At 71.1% G+C, this 16,474-nt stretch carries 15 protein-coding genes; 9 read left to right on the forward strand and 6 right to left on the reverse strand.

Features of this window, described 5'->3' with window-relative positions:
* Positions 1-243 precede the first annotated feature (243 nt).
* The 9 genes from ACLBX8_RS18790 (at position 244) to ACLBX8_RS18830 (ending at position 9,257) form a co-directional block, all read left to right on the forward strand.
* A complete protein-coding gene (locus ACLBX8_RS18790) occupies positions 244-1,185 on the forward strand; it encodes an ABC transporter permease (RefSeq protein ID WP_020093982.1) in 942 nt (313 codons plus the stop codon).
* Positions 1,182-2,156 (forward strand): ABC transporter permease, encoded by a 975-nt coding sequence (locus ACLBX8_RS18795; protein WP_082558120.1) that lies wholly within the window; start codon positions 1,182-1,184, stop codon positions 2,154-2,156. The genes ACLBX8_RS18790 and ACLBX8_RS18795 overlap by 4 nt, the downstream gene beginning before the upstream one ends.
* Positions 2,156-3,169 (forward strand): ABC transporter ATP-binding protein, encoded by a 1,014-nt coding sequence (locus tag ACLBX8_RS18800; protein WP_100252516.1) that lies wholly within the window; start codon positions 2,156-2,158, stop codon positions 3,167-3,169. Before ACLBX8_RS18795 ends, ACLBX8_RS18800 begins: the two co-directional genes overlap by 1 nt.
* Positions 3,166-4,182: an ABC transporter ATP-binding protein gene (locus tag ACLBX8_RS18805; RefSeq protein WP_091681003.1), complete on the forward strand. Its 1,017-nt coding sequence runs from the start codon at positions 3,166-3,168 to the stop codon at positions 4,180-4,182. The genes ACLBX8_RS18800 and ACLBX8_RS18805 overlap by 4 nt, the downstream gene beginning before the upstream one ends.
* Positions 4,183-4,320: 138 nt before the next feature.
* Positions 4,321-5,460, forward strand: coding sequence for an amidohydrolase/deacetylase family metallohydrolase (locus ACLBX8_RS18810; RefSeq protein ID WP_447699755.1), 1,140 nt, complete (start codon positions 4,321-4,323; stop codon positions 5,458-5,460).
* A 155-nt stretch (positions 5,461-5,615) separates the two neighbouring features.
* The gene (locus tag ACLBX8_RS18815; protein WP_042674808.1) at positions 5,616-6,386 is read left to right on the forward strand and encodes an ABC transporter ATP-binding protein; all 771 of its coding nucleotides are present in this window, start codon (positions 5,616-5,618) and stop codon (positions 6,384-6,386) included.
* Entirely contained in the window at positions 6,379-7,311 is a 933-nt protein-coding gene (locus ACLBX8_RS18820) for an ABC transporter permease (RefSeq protein WP_427508993.1), read from the forward strand. The genes ACLBX8_RS18815 and ACLBX8_RS18820 overlap by 8 nt, the downstream gene beginning before the upstream one ends.
* A gap of 177 nt (positions 7,312-7,488) precedes the next feature.
* On the forward strand, positions 7,489-8,577 hold the full coding sequence (locus tag ACLBX8_RS18825; protein WP_447699756.1) for a YeiH family protein: 1,089 nt from the start codon (positions 7,489-7,491) through the stop codon (positions 8,575-8,577).
* Between the two features lie 227 nt (positions 8,578-8,804).
* The gene (locus ACLBX8_RS18830) at positions 8,805-9,257 is read left to right on the forward strand and encodes a MucR family transcriptional regulator (protein ID WP_026605051.1); all 453 of its coding nucleotides are present in this window, start codon (positions 8,805-8,807) and stop codon (positions 9,255-9,257) included.
* Here the strand turns inward: ACLBX8_RS18830 and ACLBX8_RS18835 are convergent.
* The 6 genes from ACLBX8_RS18835 to ACLBX8_RS18860 form a co-directional block, all read right to left on the reverse strand.
* Positions 9,230-9,574, reverse strand: a complete 345-nt coding sequence (locus tag ACLBX8_RS18835; RefSeq protein WP_447699757.1) for a hypothetical protein — start codon at positions 9,572-9,574, stop codon at positions 9,230-9,232. The genes ACLBX8_RS18830 and ACLBX8_RS18835 overlap by 28 nt on opposite strands.
* A gap of 188 nt (positions 9,575-9,762) precedes the next feature.
* Positions 9,763-11,367 (reverse strand): ABC transporter ATP-binding protein, encoded by a 1,605-nt coding sequence (locus ACLBX8_RS18840; RefSeq protein WP_447699758.1) that lies wholly within the window; start codon positions 11,365-11,367, stop codon positions 9,763-9,765.
* A 4-nt stretch (positions 11,368-11,371) separates the two neighbouring features.
* Positions 11,372-12,793, reverse strand: coding sequence for a M20 family metallopeptidase (locus ACLBX8_RS18845; RefSeq protein ID WP_447699759.1), 1,422 nt, complete (start codon positions 12,791-12,793; stop codon positions 11,372-11,374).
* A gap of 145 nt (positions 12,794-12,938) precedes the next feature.
* The gene (locus tag ACLBX8_RS18850; protein ID WP_447696038.1) at positions 12,939-13,874 is read right to left on the reverse strand and encodes an ABC transporter permease; all 936 of its coding nucleotides are present in this window, start codon (positions 13,872-13,874) and stop codon (positions 12,939-12,941) included.
* A 10-nt stretch (positions 13,875-13,884) separates the two neighbouring features.
* Positions 13,885-14,802, reverse strand: a complete 918-nt coding sequence (locus ACLBX8_RS18855) for an ABC transporter permease (protein ID WP_042669601.1) — start codon at positions 14,800-14,802, stop codon at positions 13,885-13,887.
* A 119-nt stretch (positions 14,803-14,921) separates the two neighbouring features.
* Positions 14,922-16,454, reverse strand: a complete 1,533-nt coding sequence (locus ACLBX8_RS18860) for an ABC transporter substrate-binding protein (protein WP_056533748.1) — start codon at positions 16,452-16,454, stop codon at positions 14,922-14,924.
* Positions 16,455-16,474 lie beyond the last annotated feature (20 nt).

Here is a 16,474-nt window from a genome sequence, read left to right on the forward strand (position 1 = left end):
GGTTGCCCGACCCGCCCGGTCTCTCGGGCGGGCTCCCGGCTTCGGATACCGCGCTCGGCAACGCGGTCGCGGGACCGGGCGCGGGTCCCTTCTCCTGTCTCTCTCCCGCACGGGAGAGGGGGCGCGTCGCGCTCCGCCGCCGGCGTTCGCGCCCGACCCGGACGCGTGAAGGTCGGCACCCGCGAGGGGGGCAGGGGCGGCCGCACCCGCCGCGCCCTCCCGCCCACAGCCTAGCGAGGCCCCATGCTCGGCTATATCGGCAGGCGCATCCTCGCCACCATCCCGGTCATGGCGGTGGTCGGGCTGTTCGTCTTCAGCCTCCTCTACTTCGCCCCGGGCGACCCGGCGGCGATCATCGCGGGCGACCAGGCGACCCCCGACGACGTCGCCCGCATCCGCGCCACGCTCGGCCTCGACCGGCCGTTCCTGGTGCGGTTCTGGGAATGGTCCTGGCAGATCCTCCACGGGGATCTCGGCACCTCGATCTTCACCAACCTGCCGGTCACCACCATGATCGGCCAGCGGGTGCAGCCCACCGTCTCGCTGATGCTCGTCACCCTGGTCTTCGCCATCGTGGTGGCGGTGCCGCTGGGCGTCGTCGCCGCCTGGAAGGCCGGCAGCCTGATCGACCGCCTCGTGATGGGGCTCGCCGTGACGGGCTTCTCGGTGCCGGTCTTCGTGGTCGGCTACATCCTGGCCTACGTCTTCGCCCTCGAGCTCGGCTGGCTGCCCGTGCAGGGCTACACGCCGATCGAGCAGGGCGTGTGGCCCTGGCTGTCCAACCTGATCCTGCCGGCGGTGACGCTCGGCCTCGTCTACATCGCGCTGATCGCCCGGGTGACCCGCGCGACCATGCTCGACGTGCTCCAGCAGGATTACGTGCGCACGGCCCGGGCCAAGGGGCTGTCGCAGGGGCCGGTCCTGTTCGTCCACGCCCTCAAGAACGCCGCGGTGCCGATCGTCACCGTGATCGGCATCGGCATCGCGTTGCTGATCGGCGGTGCGGTGGTGACCGAGACGGTCTTCGCGATCCCCGGCCTCGGGCGCCTCACCGTCGACGCGATCCTGCGGCGCGACTACCCGGTCATCCAGGGCGTCGTGCTGCTGTTCAGCTTCGTCTACGTGCTCGTGAACCTCGCCATCGACCTCTTCTACACCGTGCTCGACCCGAGGATCCGCTATTGACCGCGACCGTCGCGCCCTTCCCCAGCAGCGCCCCGCAGGCGGGCGCCCCGCCCGAGGGGATCACCCCCAAGGCGCCCCCACCGCCGGGCCTCGCCGTCGCGGCGCCGCTGCCCGACGTCATCCCGGCCCGCAAGCGCCGGGGCCGGGTCTGGACCTATGTGCGCCGCAACCCGACCATCGTGGTCGGCGGCGTGCTGCTCCTCATCGTCTTCCTGATGGCGGTGCTGGCCCCCTATCTCGGCACCGTCGACCCGACCGCCCTGGCGCCCGCCAAGCGCACCCGGGCCCCGTCGGCGCAGTACTGGTTCGGCACTGACATGCTCGGCCGCGACGTCTACTCGCGGGTGGTCTACGGCGCCCGGGTCTCGCTGCTGGTCGGCTTCTCGGTGGCGTTCCTCGCCTCGGTCGCGGGGCTCGCGGTCGGCCTCGTCTCCGGCATGGTGCGCTGGCTCGACGGGATCGTCATGCGGGTCGTCGACGGCATGATGTCGATCCCGCCGATCCTGCTCGCGGTCGCGCTGATGGCGCTCACCCGCGGCTCGGTCCAGAACGTGATCATCGCGATCACCATCGCGGAGATCCCGCGCGTCGCCCGCCTCGTGCGCGGCGTGGTGCTGTCGCTGCGCGAGCAGCCCTACGTCGAGGCGGCGGTCACCACCGGCACCCGGATGCCGGCGATCATCTGGCGCCACATCCTGCCCAACACGCTGGCGCCCATGACCGTGCAGGCGACCTACATCTGCGCCTCCGCGATGATCACCGAGGCGATCCTGTCGTTCATCGGCGCGGGCGTGCCGCCCTCGACGCCCTCCTGGGGCAACATCATGGCCGAGGGCCGGGCCCTCTGGCAGGTGAAGTTCTACATCATCCTGTTCCCGGCCATCTTCCTCTCTATGACGGTGCTCGCCGTGAACCTCGTCGGCGACGGCCTGCGCGACGCCCTCGACCCCCGCATGGCGAAAGACGTCTGATGAGGACCGGCAGCATGAGCGGCACCCCCCTCCTGTCGATCGAGAACCTGCAGGTCCATTTCCGCACCCCCGACGGGGTGAACCGGGCGGTGGACGGGGTCTCGTTCGCGATCCAGTCGGGCGAGACCCTGGCGATCGTGGGCGAGTCCGGCTGCGGCAAGTCGGTGACCTCGATGTCGATCCTGCGGCTCCTGCCCGAGCCGCCGGCCCGCATCGCCGGCGCGATCAAGTTCGAGGGCAGGAACCTCCTCGACCTGCCGAACAGCGCCATGCGCAAGATCCGCGGCAACGACATCAGCGTGATCTTCCAGGAGCCGATGACCTCGCTGAACCCGGTGCTGACGGTCGGCCGCCAGATCGGCGAGACCCTGCGGTTGCACCAGGGGCTCGGCCGCCGGGAGGCCGAGGAGCGGGCTGTGGAGATGCTGACGCTGGTCGGCATCCCCGAGCCGCGGCGCCGGGTGCGGGAATACCCGCACCAGCTCTCCGGCGGCATGCGCCAGCGGGTGATGATCGCCATCGCGCTCGCCTGCTCGCCGAAGCTCCTGATCGCCGACGAGCCGACCACGGCGCTCGACGTGACCATCCAGGCCCAGATCCTCGACCTGATGCGCGACCTGAAGGCCCGGGTCGGGGCCGCGATCATGCTGATCACCCACGATCTCGGCGTCGTGGCCGAGGTCGCCGACCGGGTGGTGGTGATGTATGCCGGCCGCAAGGTCGAGGAGGCACCGGTCCGCGAGCTGTTCCGCTCGCCGCGCCACCCCTACACCCGCGGCCTGATGGGGGCGGTGCCGAAGCTCGGCGCCGTCGAGCACGGGGCCGACGCGCGGCTCGCCGAGATCCCCGGCATGGTCCCGAGCCTGAAGGGCCGGATCGAGGGCTGCGTCTTCGCCGGGCGCTGCCCGGACGTGACCGACCTGTGCCGCGCCTACGCGCCGGCCCTGGAGCCCAAGGCGCCGGGCCACCTCGCCGCCTGCCACTACGCGCCGAAGGACGCCCTCGCGGCATGAGCGCCACGCCCGCACCCGCCGCCCGCACCCTGCTGGAGGTCAACGACCTCAAGAAGCACTTCGCCCTCGGCGGCGGCCTGTTCGGCCAGTCCAAGCGCGTGCTCAAGGCGGTGGACGGCCTGTCCTTCACGGTGGCCCGGGGCGAGACCCTCTCGCTCGTCGGCGAGTCCGGCTGCGGCAAGTCCACCGTCGCCAAGGCGCTGATGCGCCTCTACGCGCCCACCGCCGGCCAAGTGGTGCTCGACGGGCGCCGCATCGACGACCTCTCGGCCGGAGCGCTCCGGCCCCTGCGGCGCCACATCCAGATGGTGTTCCAGGACCCGTTCTCGTCGCTCAACCCGCGGATGCGGGTGCGGGCGATCCTGGCCGAGCCGATCCGCAATTTCGGGCTGGCCCGCAACGCCGCCGACCTCGAATCCCGCCTCGCCAGCCTGATGGAGCGGGTCGGCCTGCCGCGCGAGGCGCTGGGGCGCTTCCCGCACGAGTTCTCCGGCGGGCAGCGCCAGCGCATCGGCATCGCCCGGGCGCTCGCCGCCGAGCCGGACCTGATCATCTGCGACGAGGCGGTCTCGGCCCTCGACGTCTCGGTGAAGGCGCAGATCGTCAACCTGCTGCGCGACCTGCAGCGCGAGCTCGACCTCGCGATGCTGTTCATCTCGCACGACCTCGCCATCGTCGAGCACATGACCCACCGGGTGGCGGTGATGTATCTCGGCAAGATCGTCGAGATCGGGCCGCGCCGCGATCTCTTTCTCGCGCCCAAGCACCCCTACACGCAGGCGCTGCTCTCGGCGGTGCCGATCCCCGAGCCCGGGGCCGGGCGCACCCGCATCGTGCTCAAGGGCGACGTGCCGAGCCCGATCAACCCGCCCTCCGGCTGCCGCTTCCACACCCGCTGCCCGCACGCCTTCGACCGCTGCCGGACCGAGGTGCCGGGCCTCGACGCGGTCGGCGCCGGCCATCTCGCCGCCTGCCATCTCAACGACACGGCCGCCCCCGCCCGGGCGGCCTGACGGCGCCGTCCTCGCGAGCGCGGCGAAGCGACCCAGGGCAGCGCGCGATCCCCGAGCGTGGCGGATCCCTGGGTCGCTTCGCTTCGCTCCGCTCGCGAGGACGGGTCGGATTCCCGCGAACCACATCCGGAGTCTCTCGTGCAGCACGACCTCATCCTGAAGGGCGCCCGGGTCATCGACCCGTCGCAGAACCACGACGGGATCTGCGACGTCGCCTTCGCGGACGGCCGCGTCTCGGGCTTCGGCCGCGACTTGCCGGCGGGCCCCGGCACGCAGGTCCGCGACATGGCCGGCGCGATCGTCACGCCGGGCCTGATCGACCTGCACACCCACGTCTACTGGGGCGGCACCTCGCTCGGCATCGACGCCGACGATTTCTGCCGGACCTCGGGGGTGACAACCTCGGTCGACACTGGCAGCGCCGGGCCGGGCAACTTCGCGGGCTTCCGCAGCCACGTGATCGAGCGGTCGCAGGCGCGGATCCTCGCCTACCTGCACGTCTCCTTCGCGGGCATCTTCGGCTTCTCGAAGACCATCATGGTCGGCGAGAGCGAGGATCCGCGGCTCATGGCGCCCCGGGAGGCGGTCGAGGTCGCCGACGCCAACCGGGACGTGATCGTTGGCATCAAGGTCCGGGTCGGGCGCCACGCTTCGGGCGACCAGGGCACCGCGCCCCTCGACATCGCCCTGCAGGTCGCGGAGGAGACCGGCCTGCCGCTGATGGCCCATATCGACGAGCCGCCGCCGAGCTACGAGGAGGTGCTGGCCATGCTGCGGCCCGGCGACGTGCTGACCCACGCGTTCCGGCCGTTCCCGAACTCGCCCATCACGGCCCAGGGCGCCGTGAAGCCGGCGCTCCGCGAGGCGCGGGCGCGGGGCGTGCTGTTCGACATCGGCCACGGCAAAGGCTCCTTCGCCTTCAGGACCGCGCGGGCCATGCTGGCGGGGGGCTTCCTGCCCGACACGATCTCGTCGGACGTGCACCAGCTCTGCATCGAGGGGCCGGCCTTCGACCAGGTCACCACCATGTCGAAGATGCTCTGCCTCGGCATGAGCCTCACCGAGGTCGTCGCCGCCTCCACGGTGAACGCCGCCGTGGCGCTGAAGCGGATGGAGTACGGGACCCTGAAGGTCGGAGCGCTCGGCGACGCCACGGTGCTGGCGGTGCGGGACGGCGCGTTCGACTACGTCGACACGCGCGGCGAGCACATGACGGGCGACCGGCGGATCACCGCCGAGGGCGTGGTGCTGAAGGGCCGGTGGTGGCACCCGGCCTGACCCGTCGGGCCTGACGATCGGGACGAAGATCCCATCGCATACAAAATATCGACCTTTACAGCCTCTTCCGCGGGCCGATACACTTTCCCGTGAGGGACGGACCATCTCCGGCCCTCAGCGAAACGCGGTTCAAACCGCGGCGCCAGGGAGGATGGATGGACACGGGTCAACCTCTGCTGGAGGTCGACGGCGTCACGCTCCGCTACAAGACGCCCGAGCACCTCGTCACGGCCACCTACCGGGTGAGCTTCCGGGTCTGGCCCGGGGACCGGTTCGTCCTGCTCGGGCCGTCGGGATGCGGGAAGTCGACCCTGCTCAAGGCGGTGGGCGGCTACATGGCGCCGACCGAGGGCGAGATCCGCCTGAAGGGGCGCCCGGTCACCGAGCCCGGTCCCGACCGGATGATGGTGTTCCAGGAATTCGACCAGCTCCTGCCGTGGAAGACGGTCCGGCAGAACGTGGTCTTCGCCCTCGAGGCCTCGGGCCGGCTGAGAGGCCGCGAGGCCCTGGACCGGGCCAACCTCTACATCGACAAGGTCAACCTCACGAAATTCGCCGACAGCTACCCCCACACCCTGTCGGGCGGCATGAAGCAGCGCGTCGCCATCGCCCGCGGCATGGCGATGGAGCCCGACATCCTGCTGATGGACGAGCCCTTCGCGGCGCTCGACGCGCTCACCCGGCGACGCATGCAGGACGAACTGCTCGCCCTGTGGGAGGGCACGCGCTTCACCGTCCTGTTCGTCACCCACTCGATCCCCGAGGCGATCAAGGTCGGCTCGCGCATCCTGCTGCTCTCGCCCCATCCCGGCGAGGTGAAGGCCGAGCTCAACAGCGCCGAATCGCCGGAGGCGGCGCTGCAGCTCGAGGGCCGGATCCAGCACATGCTGTTCTCGGAAGAGATCCAGGAGGCGGAGAATGTCTAGCGCGCAAGCCCTGAGCGGCGCCCCGCTGGCCGGGACGGGCCCGGCGCCGCGCCTCGCGGCCCTGCCGCCGTCCGGCCGGCCCGAGATCGTGCGCGAGACCGGCCACGCCCACGGCGCCACCGTGGTGGAGAAGCCGCTGTCGGTCGCCGAGCGGCTCTACAACCAGGCGTGGCTGCGCAAGGTCGTGATCCTCGTGCTCCTCGCCGGGATCTGGGAGGCCTACGGGCGCTACCTCGACAACGACCTCCTGTTCCCGACCTTCACGGCGACCGTGGAGGCCTTCTTCCGGGGCATCGCGGACGGCACGCTGCCGGCCCGGGCCTGGAGCTCGCTGAAGGTGCTGCTCATGGGCTACGCCGCCGGCGTCGCCCTGGCGACCGTGCTCACCGGCGTCGCCATCGCGTCGCGGATCGGGACCGACCTGCTCGAGACGCTGACGTCGATGTTCAACCCGCTGCCGGCGATCGCGCTCCTGCCCCTGGCGTTGATCTGGTTCGGCCTGGGCAACGGCAGCCTGATCTTCGTGCTGGTCCACTCGGTGACCTGGGCGATCGCCCTCAACACCCATTCGGGCTTCCTGTCGGTCAGCCGCACGCTCAAGATGGTCGGGCGCAATTACGGACTGTCGGGCCCGCGGCTGATCGGCAAGATCCTGATCCCGGCGGCCTTTCCGTCGATCCTCACCGGCCTGAAGGTCGGCTGGGCCTTCGCGTGGCGCACCCTGATCGCCGCCGAGCTGGTCTTCGGGGTGTCGTCCGGGGCGGGCGGCCTCGGCTGGTTCATCTTCGAGAACAAGAACATGCTCGACATCCCGAACGTGTTCGCCGGGCTGCTCACCGTGATCCTGATCGGTCTCGTGGTCGAGAACCTGATCTTCCAGACGATCGAGCGGCGCACCGTCCAGCGCTGGGGCATGCAGGCCTGAGCGGCCGCGGGCCGGGCGAAGCGCTCCGGCCGCGCTCCGCCCGAGGCCGGCCCCGATCTCTGCGGAGACGTGTCTTCTCGCATGTTGCTCGAATAGAGATCGAACTTCTCTGTTGCGACGGTGCGGCGAACGTTTTCTTCCTATAGGCTCCGCCGACGACCCCCGGAGCCCGTTCCCGTGAGCCCTGACGCCCCATCCAAGACGGCCCCGACGCCGGCCCGCCCCGACCGGGGTGGCCGGTCGGACACGGCCGCCTCGGTCCTGCCCGGCATCGGCCTGTGCGCGGTGATCACCGCGGTGGCGATGGCCGCACAGGCGGTAGAGGAGCGGGTCGCCGGTCACCCCTACATCGAGGCCCTGGTCCTGGCGATCCTGATCGGCATCGCGGTGCGGACCGCCTGGACGCCCCCGGCGCGGTTCCGCACCGGCATCGCCTTCTCGGCCAAGCAGCTCCTCGAGGTCGCCGTGGTGCTGCTCGGCGCCTCCCTGAGCCTCGGGGCGATCCTCGCCTCCGGCCCGGCGCTGCTGGCCGGCATCGTCGGGACCGTGGTGCTCGGCATCGCCGCCAGCGTGGCGATCTGCCGGGCGCTCGGGCTGCCGGCCCGGATGGCGATCCTGGTGGCCTGCGGCAACGCCATCTGCGGCAACTCGGCCATCGCCGCGGTGGCACCCGTGATCGGCGCGGAGGCGAAGGACATCGCCGCCGCCATCGCGTTCACCGCCGTCCTCGGCGTGCTGATGGTGCTCGGGCTGCCGCTGTTCGTGCCCCTCGCGGGCATGACCGACAACCAGTACGGGGTGCTGGCGGGGCTCACCGTCTACGCGGTGCCGCAGGTCCTGGCCGCGACCGTCCCGGTGAGCCTGCTGTCGACCCAAGTCGGCACCCTGGTCAAGCTGGTGCGGGTGCTGATGCTCGGCCCGGTCGTGGTGGTGTTCTCGCTGATCGCCCCGTGTCTGCCGCAGGCAGCGGGGGCGCCGCCGGCGCCGTCCCGTCCGGGCTTCACCAAGCTGGTGCCCTGGTTCATCCTCGGCTTCCTGGCGCTGGCCACCCTGCGCTCCCTGGGCCTCGTCCCGGACCCGGCGGTGAAGCCGCTGACCCAGCTCGCCGGCGTGCTCACGGTCCTGTCCATGGCCGCCCTCGGCCTCGGGGTCGACGTCCGGGTCCTGGCCCGGGTCGGCGGCCGGGTCACCCTCGCGGTCACCGCCTCCCTGGCGGTCCTGATCGCCCTCAGCCTGACGCTGATCCGCGCCCTCGGGATCGGGTGACGCCGCGCGCGGTCTTTCCCGCCGCGCGGGCTCCCGACCCGTGTAACAGGCATTCCATCGGCACCTTTGTGCAGGTGACCGGAGCCTTTCGCGCCGGCGATCCGGCCCATCCGCACCGAAAAGCGCTTCGGGTGATCATCCCTCAGTCAAGACCGTCTTGACACATACGCGGTTTTTGCTTTGGAACCGCAGGCATCGTCGTCGAAAGCTTCGTGTGGACTCGCGCAGTGCCTGAAAAGAATCCCGAGAACAGCCTCAGGTTGGTCACGCTGGTGGGCGAGATCGTCGCCGCCTACGTCTCGAACAATTCCGTTCCGCCGACGGCCCTGCCCGAGCTGATGGCGAGCGTGCACGCGGCCCTGGCATCCCTCGACGGGCAGGCGCCGGCGGCCGCGGTCGAGCCGGCCGTGGAGCGGCCGACGCCGGCCCAGATCCGCAAGTCGGTCCAGGAGGACGGGATCGTCAGCTTCATCGACGGCCGGACTTACAAGACCCTGAAGCGCCACCTCACCGCCCACGGCCTGACGCCGGAGCGGTACCGCGAGCGCTACGGTCTGCCGGACGATTACCCGATGACGGCGCCGGGCTACGCCGCGCAGCGCTCCGCGCTGGCGAAGGCGATCGGCCTCGGCGTGCCCGGCGGGCGCGTCGATCAGCGCAGGACGGGCACCGGCGGCTGATCGGCGGCGCGGCGCGGGGCCGCGCGCGGCGCGGTCTCGCTCCGCCGCCCCAGGAACGGCAGCACCTGCGCGGGGGCCGGCTCGGATCGGCCGGGCTCGGCGCGGCCCGGGCGGCCGAACGTGTCGGCCCAGCTCAGTTTGATCACCCGGTTGTCCGCAGCCGCGGGCCCCTCCGCGGGGCGCGGCGCCTTGCGGTTCGCGGCGCCGATCCAGCGCACGATCCGGTGCTCGCGCCCGCGGCGGAGCACCGGCGGCAGATTCGTCTCGCTGCGCTTGCGGTTCGGCCGGATGTCGTCGGTCTTGTCTGAGATCGACACGCTCGATAACCCTGTCCCCGTGCGAGGTGCGGGCGGGGACGGATAGCGGGTGCAGCCGTGGATCCGCCGGGGTGCTCCACCCTCGACAACGGCGCTATCCTACTGAACTTGCAGGATCCGGACAGGGCGGTCCCGTCCAAAAAACTTGTCTCTGCGTCCCAGATTGGCCCGTCCGGGGCCGGAACGGCTCAGGAGGCGCGCGCACCCGGCACCGCGGCGAGCAGGGTGCGGGTGTAGGCGTGCGCCGGCGCGGCGAACAGGTCCGCGGTGCCCCGCATCTCCACGATGGCGCCGCGGTGCATCACGGCGATCCGGTCGCAGATCGTGGCGGCCACCCGCAGATCGTGGGTGATGAACAGCATCGCCAGCGACAATCTCTGCTTCAGGTCCTCCAGCAGGTCCAGCACCTGCCGCTGGACCGAGACGTCCAGCGCCGAGACCGCCTCGTCGGCCACCAGCACGTCCGGCTCCATCGCGAGCGCTCGGGCGATGCCGATGCGCTGGCGCTGCCCGCCCGAGAAGGCGTTGGGGTAGCGGGCGGCGGCCTTCGGATCGAGACCGACGAGGTCGAGGAGGCTGCGCGCCCGCTCCCGGGCCTCGGCGGCCGGGACCCCGTGGGCGATCGGGCCCGCCGTGATGATCTGCTCCACGGTGCGCCGCGGGTTCAGCGACGCGAACGGGTCCTGGAAGATCATCTGGATCCGGCTGCGCTTGTCGCGCAGGTCGCCGCTCTTGAGCGCCGTGTAGTCGAGCTCGCCCAGCCGGACCGTGCCGCCGTCGGGCTCGATCAGCCGGATCGCGAGCCGCGCCGTGGTCGACTTGCCGGAGCCGGATTCACCGACGATCCCCAGGGTCTCGCCGCGGCGGACGTCGAACGAGACCTCCTTGACGGCCGCGACGACCCGCGGCTTGCCGAACAGGCCGGAGCGCCCGGAATAGGTCTTGGACAACCGGTTCACGGAGAGCGCGACCGGGGCCGCCTCCAGGGCTGAGCGCGGCGGCGGCGTCAGGCTCGGGACGGCGGCGAGCAGCGCCTTAGTGTAGGGCGCCTGCGGATTGCGCAGCACGGCCTCGGCGGTGCCGGATTCGACCAGCCGTCCGCGCTGGAGCACCGCCACGTGGTCGGCGATCTCCGCCACCACGCCGAAATCGTGGGTGATGAACAGGACGCTCATCCCGCGCTTCCGCTGCAGGTCGCGGATCAGCCGGAGGATCTGGGCCTGGGTGGTGACGTCCAGCGCCGTGGTCGGCTCGTCGGCGACCAGCACCGAGGGCTCCAGCGCCAGCGCCATGGCGATCATCGCCCGCTGCCGCTGGCCGCCGGAGAGCTGGTGCGGGTAGGCCCGCACCGCCTCCTCGGGGTTGGGAAGCCCGACCTCGGTGGCGAGCGCCACTGCCCGGGCCCAGCGCTCGCTGCGGGTGAGCAGGTTGTGCGCCTCGAACATCTCGGCGATCTGGTCGCCGACCCGCATCACCGGGTTCAGGGCCGTCATCGGCTCCTGGAACACCATGGCGATGCGCCGGCCCCGCAGCGACCGCCACGCGGGCTCGTCGAGGGTCAGGAGATCCCGGCCCTCGAACAGGATCGTGCCGGCCGTCGGTTTCAGGGCCCGGGGCAGGAGGCCGGTCAGCGCGTAGGCGCTCATCGACTTGCCCGAGCCCGATTCCCCGACGACGCACAGGATCTTCCCGGCCTCGAGGTCGAGGTTCAGGCCCTCGACCGCGTGCGGGCGATCGGCGCCCTTGGGGAGCGCGATCGTCAGATCGCGGATGCGGACGACCGGCTCGCTCATCGTGTCAGGCCCTCGCTGTGCGGCGGCGGAGGATGTCGGGTCCGGCCTCGGCCAGATCCCAGAACAGGCCGGCCATGATCGCCAGGCCCTCGCGGGTGCCGGAGGCGAGCATGTGCTCGTCGGGCCCGTGCTGGCGGCAGGCCGGGTAGGAATGCGGTACCCAGAGGGTCGGCAGGCCCAGAATCTCCGAGAAGGCGTCGTTCGGCAGCGAGCCGCCGAGATTGGGCAGCAGCGCCGGCTTTTTTCCGCTGCTCGCCTCGATCGACTGGAGCGCCCACTCGACCCAAGGATCCTCCACGGGCAGCCGCGTCGCCTGGAAGACTTCCGCGGCGCGGGCCGGCCGGACCTCGATCATCGGGAAGCCGTGCGCGTCGAGATGGGCGCGCACGTTCTGGATGAGGTTCTGCCAGTCGGTGCCGACCACGAAGCGCAGCTGCAGGGTCGCCTTGGCGTGGGGCGGCACGGCGTTGAGCGGCCCGTCCGGGTCGCCGGTCTTGAAGGCCAGCACCTCCAGCGTGTTCCAGGCGAAGACCCGCTCGGCCGGGGTGAGGCCCGGCTCGCCCCAGTCGGTGTCGATCGTGGGTGCAGTCGGGTCCTCGCCGACGCGGATGTCGGCGAGCGCCGCGCGCACCCCTTCTGGGATCGGCGGCGGCCGCAGGGCATCCACCAGGATGCTGCCGCGGGCGTCGACCATCGAGGCGATCGCCGAGGCCAGCACCGTGCCGGGGTTGCGCAGCAGCCCGCCCCAGTTGCCGGAATGGTGCGGGCCCTCGCGCAGGTTCAGGCTCAGCTCGAAATTGTAGGCGCCGCGGGAGCCGAGGAAGAGGGTCGGGCGCTCGCCGTTGAGGCGCGGCCCGTCCGAGGCGATCAGCACGTCGGACCGGAGGGCCTCGGCTTGCTCGCGGCAGAACGGCCGCAGGCCCGGGGAGCCCGATTCCTCGCCCATCTCGATCAGCAGCTTCACGTTGAAGCCGAGCTGGCCCTCGCGGGCCGCGATCACCTGCTCCAGGGCGGCGAGGTTGAGGACGTGCTGGCCCTTGTTGTCGGCGGTGCCGCGCCCGTACCAGCGGTCGCCCTCGACCACGATCTCCCAGGGGCCCAGGCCCTCGCGCCACTGCTCGGGGTAGCCCCGCACCGTGTCGCCGTGGCCGTAGATCAGCACGGTCGGCAGGTCCGCGCCCTCGCGCCGCTCGGCGATCAGGAACGGGCCGTGCACCCCGTCGGGGTTGGGGAAGATCTTCGGGGTCTCGAAGCCGAGGCGGGCGACGAGCGGCGCGATGAAGGCGTCGAGATAGGCGCGGAGCGCCGCCTCCTGGCCGGGGGCCTGGCTCTCGGTCGGCATCGCCACGGCCTTCCGCAGGAGCGCGAGGAACGCGCCCGAATCGAAGCTGTCAGTGGCGCGCGCGATGGCGGCGTCTCGCGTCATGGTGTGATCCCGGAGGAGGGTGTCTGAGAGGGATTGGCGGCCCCACCCGTCATCGCGAGCGCAGCGAAGCGACCCAGAGAGGCGCGACCGCGGCAAGCGTGGCGCCGCTGGGTTGCTTCGCTCCGCTCGCAGAGACGGCGGCGCATCAGTTGCGCGCCTCGGGGGCGGTGATGTCGCGCAGGCCATCACCTAAGAGATTGATCGCCAGCACGAGGAGGAGGAGCGCCACGCCCGGGATGGTGATCACCCAGGGCTGGAAGAACATGTACTGCTTGCCCTCGGCGATCATCAGGCCCCAGGAGGGCAGGGGCGGCTGCACGCCGAGTCCGAGGAACGACAGGGCGGCCTCCAGCAGGATCGCGTGGGCCATCTCCAGGGTCGCCACGACGATCAGGGCGTTCATGATGTTGGGCAGGATCTCCTGGCGGATGATGCGCAGGTCGGTCAGCCCCGCGGCGCGGGCGGCCGAGATGAAGTCCTGGTTGCGGATCTGCTGGGTCGCGGCCCGGGTCACCACGGCGAAGCGGTCCCAGAGCAGGAAGCCCAGCACCAGCACCACCACCTTCAGGGAGCCGCCGACCAGCGCCGCCATGGCGAGCGCCACCAGCACCACCGGCATGGCGAGCCGGGTGGTCACCACGTAGCTCACCACCGAGTCGACCCAGCCGCCGAAATAGCCGGCGCAGAGACCCAGCGTCGTGCCGATCAGCCCGGAGATCAGCGCCGCCGAGATCCCGATCAGGAGGGAGATCTGGCCGCCGTAGAGCAGGCGGCTCAGGTAGTCGCGGCCGAGCTTGTCGGTACCGAGCACGTGCTCCCAGGTGCCCTTGGCCTGCCAGACCGGCGGGATCAGCCGGCGGGACACGTCCTGCGCGTAGGGGTCGTGCGGCGCGATGAGCGGGGCGGCGAGCGCCGCCAGCACGATCAGCCCGAGGATCCCGGCCCCGATCAGGAAGCCGGTGTGGCGCAGGCCCCGCCGCAGGATCAGGCGGGTGGGGGAGGGGACCGGCGCGAGCGCGACCGGCGCGTCCGGGGGCAGGGCCGGGGCGGCGAGTGCCGCCGTGTCGGGGGGGAGGCTCATCGGCGGATCCTCACGACTGGCGCAGGCGCGGGTCGAGGAAGGCGTTCAGGAGGTCGGCCGCCAGCGTCAGGCCGATGTAGATCATGGCCAGAACCAGCACGATCGCCTGGACGACGGGGAAGTCGTTGCGGGCGATGGATTCCCAGGCGAGCTGCCCGAGGCCCTGGAGCGAGAACACCGCCTCGATCACGATCGAGCCGCCGAGCATGAAGCCGAACTGCACCGCTGACAGGGCGATCACCGGGATCACGGCGTTGCGGAGCGCGTGCCGCACCAGGATCTTCCGGGGCGGCAGCCCCTTGGCGCGGGCTGTGCGGACGTAGTCGGAGGCCAGCACCTCCAGCATGCCGTTGCGGGTGAGCCGCATCACGGCGGGCATCGCGTAGTAGCCGAGCGCCACCGCGGGCAGGACGAAGTTCTTCCACGTGGCGTTGCCCGAGACCGGCAGCCAGCGGAGGTTGACGGAGAAGATCAGGATCAGCGTCAGGCCGAACCAGAAGCTCGGCATCGCCTGGCCGAGCACCGAGACGGCGAGCGCCGTCCGGTCGATCCACGTGTCCCGCTTCACCGCGGCGACGACGCCGAGCGGGATCGCCACGAACAGCGCCACGGCCAGCGCGATGATGCCGAGATAGAGGGTGATCGGCAGGCGGGCGGCCAGCAGGTCGATCACGCTCTCACGGAAATAGAAGGAGTTGCCGAAGTCGAGGTGCAGCGCCCGCCAGCCCCAGGTGAGGAACTGGGTCAGCAGCGGCTGGTCCAGGCCGTAATCCTGGCGGATCTGGGCGATCTGCGGCCCGGTGGCCTCTGGGCCGGCGATGGCCGTGGCGAGGTCGCCCGAGAGGTGGAGGAGCAGGAAGCTCGCCACCGAGACCGTGAAGGCCACCGCCAGGGCGACCAGCACGCGCCGGAACGTGAAGGCCAGCATGGCTCAGGCTCCCTTTCGGCGATGCGGACCGGATCGGCTGCCGCCTTCGGAACCCGGCCGGATCGCGGGTGCCCTCTCCCGCACGGGAGAGGGGGCGCGGCGCGCTACGGCCACCGCCGTCACTTCCACGACGCCGCGTAGAAGCGCGCCACCTCGTCGGGCTGGGCGGTGAAGTTGAGGTCCGACGTGAAGGCGTAGTTGGTCGAGTAGGAGAACATCGGCAGGGCGTAGGCCTGCGCGGCGATCCGCTGGAGCGCCTTAGCGTAGGCGGCCTTGCGCTTCTCGGGATCCATGGAGCTGTCGCCCTCCTGCAGGTCGGCGATCACCTGCGGATCCTTGGTCAGGTCCTCCTCGCCGCCGCGGAAATACACCCCGTCGAAGGCCGAGACGTCGAGCACCGAGAACGACCCCCAGGTCTGGTAGCCGATCGAGGTCTTGCCGGCCCGCAGCGCGTCGCGGAACGCCGCGTAGCGCAGGTAGTTGAGCCGCGCCTTGATGCCGACGGCGCCGAGATAGCCGATCACCGCCTCGGCGTAGTCGCGCTCGCGATAGGCGCCGAGGTCGATCTCGAACCCGTTCGGGTAGCCGGCTTCCTTGAGCAGCGCCTTGGCCTTGGCGGGGTCGTAGGGGTAGCGCATCACCCCCTGGTCGGTGCAGCCGAACTGGTCGACGAAGCACAGCGCGTTCATCACCCGCGAGGCGCCGCGCACGAGGTTGTCGACCATCGCCTTGCGGTCGATGGCGTAGGAGATCGCTTGCCGGACGCGCACGTCCTTGAGCGGCGAGTTCTCCTTCGCCCGGCCCAGCGTGTCGAACTGCAGGAACCCGACCCGCATCGTCTCGGAATTGAGGACCGTGATGTTGGGCGCGGCGCGCAACTGCTCGGCTTGGTCGCTCGGCACCCGCCAGATCCAGTCGACGCCGCCGGTCATCAGCTCGGCCATCCGGCTCTCGCCGTCCGGGATGACGCGGAACTGCAGCTTGCCGATCTTCGGCTTACCCAGAGGGCTCTCGGCCCAGTACTTGTCGAACCGCTCCATGGAGACGCCGCGGCCGCTGTCGACCTTGGTGATCCGGTACGGGCCGCTGCCGACCGGCGCCTTGGCGAAACCGTCGAGGCCGACCTTCTTGAAGTAGTTGGCCGGGAAGATCGGGGTCGGGCCGGCGAGGTATTCCAGCGCCGCCGGGAACGGGGCCTTCAGGTGGATGCGCACGCTGTGCGGGCCGGTCACCTCCACCGACTTCATCCAGTCGACGTTCTGGCGGGTGACCGTGCGCGCTTCGGGGGTCAGCACGTAGTTGAACGTGAAGGCCACGTCCTCCGGCCCGAGCGGGTCGCCGTTGTGGAAGACCACGCCCTCGCGGATCGTGAGGTCGAGGGTCGTGTCGTCCGCCCATTTCCAAGCGGTCGCCAGGAACGGCTTGTAGGTGCCGTCCTTGGGATCCCGGTACAGCAGCGTGTCCCAGCAGTTCCGGGCCAGGATCACGCCCTCGCGGGCGCTGTTGTGGTACGGGCTGACGTTCTCGGGCTCGCTGTCCGACGCGTAGACCAATGTGTCGTTGGCCTTGCCGGCCAGCGCCGGGTGGGCAGCGATCAGGGTCGCGAACGAGGCGGCCAAGGTGGCGGCTCGGGTGAGGGTCCGTAGCGGCATGCAGGCTCCGACGGCGCGGC

The organism is Methylobacterium sp. D48H (assembly GCF_053345715.1).